Origin of the sequence: Microcoleus sp. B13-B6 (genome assembly GCF_036705405.1) — a bacterium.
Classification (GTDB): Bacteria; Cyanobacteriota; Cyanobacteriia; order Cyanobacteriales; family Microcoleaceae; genus Microcoleus.
In genome coordinates this window covers 25,553-32,681 of record NZ_JAUBUJ010000100.1, presented here as the reverse complement: position 1 = coordinate 32,681, position 7,129 = coordinate 25,553, and the positions used below count along the sequence as shown (strand labels likewise).

Here is a 7,129-nt window from a genome sequence, read left to right as displayed (position 1 = left end):
GAATTGTTTTGTGGAACAGGCATCTTGCCTGTTCATCAAAAGCTGATTGAAAATGGTGCAGCATCTCTCAAGAACGGGCAAGATGCCCGTTCCACAAGAGATGAATTGTTTGGTGGCACAGGAATGTTGGCTGAAGTACGCGGGGCGCAGCTATCCCCTAGGGAATCGCCCTCACTCAAGTCCAGCCACAATAAAGATTTTACATCTCTGTTAAAAACTCCGGCGACGATCGCGGCACAAGCCGAAATCCCCGAAGCAGTAAACAGCAACGCCCGACAGCTAGACGGAACTCTACAAATCAGTCAAGCGGGCAATGCTGAAGGCGTTTACGTTGCAGAGGTGAAAATTCGCTTTGTCAATTCCAGAGGCGAAGCTGTTGATAGAAAAGGGAATCCGGTTGAGGGCAGAATTTCGGAAGATTTTATCCGAGGTGAGCTCAAACTCAAGGCGGGGGATAACTACAGCCGGGAAGTTGTACGATCGGATTTACAGCAGTTGCAGCAATTGGGATTGTTTGACAAGGTTACGGTTTCGATCGAAGAAGTTGGCACGGATGTTAATGTAATCTACAACGTTCAAGAGCGATCGGCTCGCTCTTTTAGCGTGAGTGCCAGTCTTAGTGATGATGTGGGCGTTGCGGTTCCTCTTTCCTATACCGATCGAACTTTCGGCACCACCCCACAGCGGCTGGCGGTGGAACTTGAGCCCAGCCTCCGAGGTATCCAGTACGATGTCCAGTTTGTCAGCCCTTACCTTGCCGCCGAAGACCGTTTGGGATACAGTGTGAGAGCTTTTGGCGATCGCAGAATATCGGAAATTTTCAACAAAGATATTGATTTGCCCAACGGGAACCGAGTTCGGGAAATTCGGATGGGGGGAAATCTCAGGTTTACCAGACCTTTGGGCGATTGGCAATCGACTTTGGGACTTAATTATACAAACATCAGTACGCGCGATCGCAACTTAAATATTGCCCGCCGCGACGAACTCGGCAATCCTCTCACATTCAGCGGCAGCGGCGTTGACGAGTTATACACTGTTTCTTTTGGTGCGATGCTCGATCGGCGGGACAATCCCTTCAACCCTACCAGCGGCTCGATTCTCAGCCTCAGCACCGAGCAGTCGATACCTTTGGGGCGTGGTAACATTGTGAGTAACAGGCTGTTGGCGAATTATATACATTATGTACCCGCAACTTTGTTCGGCATCAGCGAGTCCGAAGCCTTGCCCGAAATGCTGGCTTTTAACTTGCAAGCGGGCACGGTAATCGGGGATTTGCCACCAACGGAAGCTTTTCGCCTCGGCGGCCGCAATTCTGTGCGGGGCTACGATAGCGGGGATATTGGCAGTGGGCGGAGTTATTTTTTAGCTTCCGGCGAATATCGGTTTCCTGTCGGCAGGGATGTCGGCGGCGTGATATTTGTTGATTTTGCGTCGGATTTGGGCACAGGAGATAGCGTGTTGGGGAAACCGGCGGTAGTCAGGGACAAACCGGGGACTGGGGCGGGTGTTGGGGTGGGTGTGAGGGTGCGATCGTCCTTTGGATTAATTCGCTTAGATATGGCGGTTAGCGACTCCGGCGACATCAAACTTATACTCGGTACAAAGCAGCGATTTTAAATTAGTCATTAGTCACGAGTTAACTGTAGGGGCGGGTTTTACCAACAATCTTTGATAACCGCAAACAATCTTGTAAACCCGCCCCCACACAACCGATAACCCAGATTAACCTGATATTCGAGCTAATCCAAAAAATGTAGATTCGGATTTGTCGTGTTCGTGGGGGCGGGTTTATTATATTGTTGGTTTCTGGCATAGATGATTGGTAAAACCCGCCCCTACAGGATGCGTGTAGATACAAGAAGCGATTTCAATTGCCAGTTGCTAAAAAAAGGTTTCAGCCTACGGTTTTAAACAGCGGGGTATCTGCTATCTCTGCTAAGAATTGGGCGACTTGTCGATCGAATAATTGAGTTTAATTTCGTTCATCAACCCCACATCCACAGTTTGTGGTAGTAATCGAAATTGAGTGAAATACAGCACCTCGGTAAGGACACAACAATGTTGTATCCCTACTGTGTTGTAGGCAATTGACAATTGCTATATTTATTTATCCTCGTAAATGCTTAACGCTTTGGTTTCTTCAGATCAACAGTTTTCGGCTTAGCCGCCGGAGTGCGCGGATAAAACTTAAACTTATTGAGCGCAGCACTTGCCGATTTAGCCACACCGCTATCTATATCTCGCAAAGCTTTTTGTAGCAGCGGAATAACTTTTTCCGACTTAATCATTGCTAGTGCTTCCACAGCAGCTTCGCGCACCTCCGGGTGAATATCTTGAGCTAATTTTCCCAAGGTTTCTATTGTTCGCTCACCTTCGGATCTCAGAGCATTAGCAGCAGCCATTTTACCTAAAGCAGACGCTGCAAACTTGCGGGTTTCTTTGTCCTGACTTTGAACACATCCCATCAACTGCGGTAGAGAATAGCTTGGTGCTTGTCTGGTAATTGGAAGCTGTTGTTCGACTTGGGGTTGATGTAAATCAGTTGATTGTGGTTCCGAAAAATCTGTGTAATTTAACTCTTCTTCAACTTCTGTTTTATTTAACTCACTTGACAGTTGCTGCCAAACTTCTTCTTGTGATAAACCTTCGGCAAATTCTGTGGAATTTAACTGACTGAACTGCTGATCGGGGACTTCTTGTTGTTGTACATTACTCTCGTACTGCTCTTGCAAAGACCTGATAGTAGCTTGCATCTGAGCTTCGTGCTCTCTCAACTGCTCGTGAGCCGCTTGCAACTGACTCTCGTATTGCTCTTGCAAAGCCTCCATATTTAACTGCATCTCAACCTCGCGGTTCTCATATTCCTCGGCAATTTGCCTCAAGCGAATTTCGTGTTCATCTTGGAGGTTTTGCAAATGTTGCTCCATCTGAGCTTGATAACTTAGATGCAATTCGTCAGCAACTCTGAGTAAATGATGTTCGTGTTCTGCTTGCAAAGATTGGATATTTTGCTGCATCCTAGCATTGTTAGCAGCTTCTAATTCCTCGGTGATTTGTCGGCGCAGCTCAGGCTCGTGTGCGCTGACAACTTGTTGGAGCTGACTGTCGCGTTCTGCCAAAACTTGTTGGAGCTGATTTTCGTATTGAGCCGCAACTTGTTTGAGCTGGTTTTCGTATTGGGTAGTAACTTGTCTGAGTAAATTGTCGTGTTCGATAGTAGCTTTTCTAAGCTGATTTTCCCGTTCTCCTTTCTGAGATTCGACAGCTTGTCGCACCCGAGACATCTGAGCTAATTCTATTTCCTCAGTAATTCTGCGAGTTTGCTGCAAGTATTCTTGTTTTTGCTTGTTTAAGCGCTTTTCCACTAACCAGTAAGCAACTGCTACCCCTGCCAAAAAACCTACGATCGCCCCTATGATACCCACAACTGAGATCCTCCCGACAAAATAGTTATGCTGGACTTTTTACATTTAACCATATAGCCTCCTGTAACCGCCCAGTAGCAACAGCCAGGCTGTCACTGCTAGCCAGTGAACCGCCACCGCAGGCCAGATAGAACCGCTTTGCAGGTATGCGAGGGAGCACGCAACTCCCAAAATTGCCGCCAGTAGCAAAAATACTGGATTCATAAAGGTCGATCGACCAACCGGGTAAAAAGTCAGCGCGTTCAGCGGGTGGTAAACTACAAAAGCCGCCAAACTCGCGCATCCCCAAAACCACAGCATTAACCCAGAAGCCTTCTCAAACGGGTGCGGCAGCATTAACACCCGGAACAATAATTCCTCGGTGATGCCCGGACTTAACAAACAGCCCATGAGCACTCCCACAATTGTACGCCGAGAGGTTTGCACGTCTACTTTTAGAAATCCCGACCAAAAACCGACGGAAAGAGCGATCAAAGTGTAAACCAGCGCGAGCATAGCTGCAACCAGCCAATCACTGAAATCGGGAATAGTTGAAAAAGCTAGGGTGACGCGGCGTATCAGGAATCCCGGCAGCACGCGCGGCGGAGCTATCCCGAAGGGAATCGTACTAAAATTTAACATAATCAAACTGATCCTTAAAATTTTGAAACAGATGTTAGCAGTAAGTTGACCCGTTTATGCAAAACCAATCATTGCCGCCCGTCAGAGTCCGCGTTTTTGTTTCGGGATTAGTTCAAGGAGTAGGCTACCGATATTCAACGAAGAATCAAGCAAAGTATTTCGGCCTCAGCGGCTGGGTAAGAAATCTCCCTGATGGCCGCGTCGAGGCTGTCTTTGAAGGAGCCAAAAAAGCTGTGGAAGGAATGATTAGTTGGTGCCGCCGCGGCCCCACCGGTGCTACGGTTAGTGAGTTGGTTTTGGAATACGAAGACCCGGAGGGCGATTCCCTTCAAGATAGCTCCGCCGCGCGTACTTTTGAGATCCGCCGATAAAACAATAAAGGGAATAATCTGCGGTTGAAACCGCTACCGTAGAAACGATGTCTGCCTTATATAAGGCAGGCTTCGCTCACGCTGACTAAAGAATGAATCGCATAAAAAGCGCGAATTTGCTATTGCCAATTTATCAATGATGAGCAAGTTGACTTAAATTAGCAAACAACTGAGCAACTTTGGTCAAATCTTTATCTCCCGGCGCTATTTCTACGCCGCTAGACAGGTCAACACCGCTGAAGTTATTGCCGAGGGAGCATCTCATATTTGCAAAAACACTTCTTTCTTCTTCCTTCTGACTCTTTTCTCCTGGCTCCTGACTCCTGACTCCTAATTCCAATTTCGAGCTTTGCTGCAAAAATGAGATGCTCCCATTCCCGATCGCACTATCAATTGCATTTAAAATATTATCGGGTGTTAAACCGCCCGCCAGCAGCCAAGGACACTGCGGTCTAAACTCTGATAACATCATCCAGTCGATCGTTTTACCAGTACCGCCCAATTGCTGTGGATGGTAAGCATCCAGCAGTAAAGTATCGACACGAACAGCATAAACAGCAGCGGTGGCTAAAGTTTCAGGAGTCTTAACTCTCAGGGCTTTGATAATTTCAATTCCCGGCAAAAACTCCCGCAGTCGATCGCAATATTCCGCTGTTTCATCTCCATGCAACTGCACCCCGCTTAAATTTGACTCTGCCGCTACTTGACAGATATTTTCTATTGTGGTGTTGGCAAAAACGCCGATGCGATCGACATTTTCCGGCAACTGCTCGACAATCAGGCGAATTGTTTCTGGGCTGACATAGCGGGGGGAAGCCGGCACGCAGATAAACCCCAAAGCCTGGGCTCCCAAGCGGGCGATCGCAATTCCTTGGTCTAATTTAGTGATTCCGCAAATTTTAACCCGCACTCCTCGTCCTCCGTTCCGAATTTGTATCAAAATATCAACGAATTGTTAACTATTAAAACAAATCTTAGTTTAATGCAAACCGCTTTTTATAATCGTGGAAATCAATTTATCTGTGAAATCAGGAGATAAGAACGTGATCAACTCATCTTTGCTGTTAGCCGTACAATCTACCGCTCCCTCAACACCGGAGTGGTCGCCACTGGTAGGACTGACAATGATTTTATGCAATTTGCTGGCGATCACGATCGGCTACTACGGCATCTCCAAGCAAAACCGAGGCAAGGGCCCAGCTTTACCCGTTGCACTCCCTGGAATGTTCAAAGGCTTCGGCGTACCAGAATTGCTGGCAACAGCCAGCTTCGGCCACTTGCTCGGAGCCGGAGTAATCTTGGGCTTGGGTAACGCCGGAGTTCTGTAAAAATCAGGGGAAAGGCAAAGGCAAGGGGTAGAAAAGATATATAGCAGCAATCCTAAATCATTTGGGAATTTCTTACTCCCTCCCCTTACCAAGGGGAGGGTTGGGGTGGGGTAAAAAGTTTACGATTCATTTAGGATTGCTATAATAGAAACTCTTTCTTGCTCTCCTTTCCCAGGAAAATTCATGCAGACAGGTTGGCGAATCGGCTCTTTATTTGGCATCCCCCTAGTTATAGATTATTCGTGGTTTATAATTTTAGCCTTAGCAACCCGCGAATACGCCAGCAGTTACCGCCTGTGGGGGCCTGCGCTCTCCTGGAGTGCGGGGTTAGCCATAGCTCTGCTCCTGTTTGCTTCCGTGCTCTTGCACGAACTCGGACACAGCTTGGCGGCGATATCGCAAGGCATTAAAGTTAATTCTATTACCTTATTCTTATTTGGCGGAGTAGCTTCGATCGACTCGGAATCAAAAACTCCCGGTCAAGCTTTTCAAGTAGCTATTGCCGGCCCTCTAGTCAGCTTTGCGCTGTTTTTAATCCTCGGTTTGGGTTCTCAAGTTCTTCCCCCGCAAAGTTTGCTAGCAATTGTCACCGAAAGGGTAGCGCTAATCAATCTCGTTTTGGGATTATTTAACTTAATTCCCGGTCTGCCTTTGGATGGAGGACAAGTTTTAAAATCAGCTATTTGGAAAATCACCGGCTCTCGATTTGCCGGCGTTCGCTGGGCGGCAAAAACAGGACAAGTTTTAGGCTGGCTGGCTGTTGCTTTGGGTCTGAGTTTATGCTTTTTAGCGCGCGAGTACGGCGGCTTGTGGATTGCGCTGATCGGCTGGTTTGGCATTCGCAATGCCACTGCTTATAGCAGATTGACTTCGCTGCAAGAAGCCCTGCTCAAAATTAAAGCCAGCGATGCGATGAGCCGCGAGTTTAGAGTTGTAGATGCAGATTTGACTCTGCGAGAATTTGCCGATCGATATTTGTTAGAAGTCAATCCGTTTCCATTTTACATTGCTGCGACCAACGGCCGGGATTTGGGCTTAGTGTCGATCGACGATATCCGCTTCACAGAACGCAGTCAATGGCAAGTTCAGACTTTGCACAACATTTTGAAACCCCTGGGAAAAACCCTCACAGTCTCGGAAAAAGCATCCCTCGCAGAAGTAATTAACAGCATGGAAGCCCGTCAACTCCCCCGAATCATCGTCCTCTCACCGATTGGTTCAGTAGCGGGGACGATCGATCGGGGCGACGTGGTTAAAGTTTTAGCAAAATACCTCAAACCCCAGATTTCAATGGCCGACATCAAGCGCAGCAAAGAAGAAAACAGCTATCCTCAAGGATTGCAGTTAAGTGCGATCGCCAAAACCGCACAAGAAAACTAGA

At 47.5% G+C, this 7,129-nt stretch carries 7 protein-coding genes; 4 read left to right on the top strand and 3 right to left on the bottom strand.

The window, feature by feature from the left end; translation table 11 throughout:
- On the top strand, nucleotides 1-1,620 hold a 1,620-nt coding region (locus QUB35_RS31560; protein WP_333145718.1), incomplete at its 5' end, for a BamA/TamA family outer membrane protein.
- Nucleotides 1,621-2,126: 506 nt separating this feature from the next.
- Here the strand turns inward: QUB35_RS31560 and QUB35_RS31555 are convergent.
- Both QUB35_RS31555 and QUB35_RS31550 read right to left on the bottom strand, forming a co-directional pair.
- The gene (locus tag QUB35_RS31555; protein WP_333145716.1) at nucleotides 2,127-3,428 is read right to left on the bottom strand and encodes a HEAT repeat domain-containing protein; all 1,302 of its coding nucleotides are present in this window, start codon (nucleotides 3,426-3,428) and stop codon (nucleotides 2,127-2,129) included.
- A gap of 45 nt (nucleotides 3,429-3,473) precedes the next feature.
- Complete coding sequence (locus tag QUB35_RS31550) at nucleotides 3,474-4,049, bottom strand: CPBP family glutamic-type intramembrane protease (protein WP_333145714.1); 576 nt, start codon at nucleotides 4,047-4,049, stop codon at nucleotides 3,474-3,476.
- A gap of 56 nt (nucleotides 4,050-4,105) precedes the next feature.
- Here QUB35_RS31550 and QUB35_RS31545 point away from each other — a divergent pair, with 56 nt between their 5' ends.
- Nucleotides 4,106-4,420 (top strand): acylphosphatase, encoded by a 315-nt coding sequence (locus QUB35_RS31545; RefSeq protein ID WP_333145712.1) that lies wholly within the window; start codon nucleotides 4,106-4,108, stop codon nucleotides 4,418-4,420.
- Nucleotides 4,421-4,553: 133 nt separating this feature from the next.
- Here the strand turns inward: QUB35_RS31545 and QUB35_RS31540 are convergent, their stop codons facing one another.
- Nucleotides 4,554-5,330 (bottom strand): phosphoribosylanthranilate isomerase, encoded by a 777-nt coding sequence (locus tag QUB35_RS31540; RefSeq protein ID WP_333145710.1) that lies wholly within the window; start codon nucleotides 5,328-5,330, stop codon nucleotides 4,554-4,556.
- Nucleotides 5,331-5,463: 133 nt separating this feature from the next.
- Between QUB35_RS31540 and psaK the strand changes: the two genes are divergently transcribed.
- Both psaK and QUB35_RS31530 read left to right on the top strand, forming a co-directional pair.
- Entirely contained in the window at nucleotides 5,464-5,748 is a 285-nt protein-coding gene (gene psaK, locus QUB35_RS31535; protein WP_333070476.1) for a photosystem I reaction center subunit PsaK, read from the top strand.
- Between the two features lie 183 nt (nucleotides 5,749-5,931).
- Nucleotides 5,932-7,128: a site-2 protease family protein gene (locus QUB35_RS31530; protein ID WP_333145708.1), complete on the top strand. Its 1,197-nt coding sequence runs from the start codon at nucleotides 5,932-5,934 to the stop codon at nucleotides 7,126-7,128.
- Nucleotide 7,129: the final 1 nt, after the last annotated feature.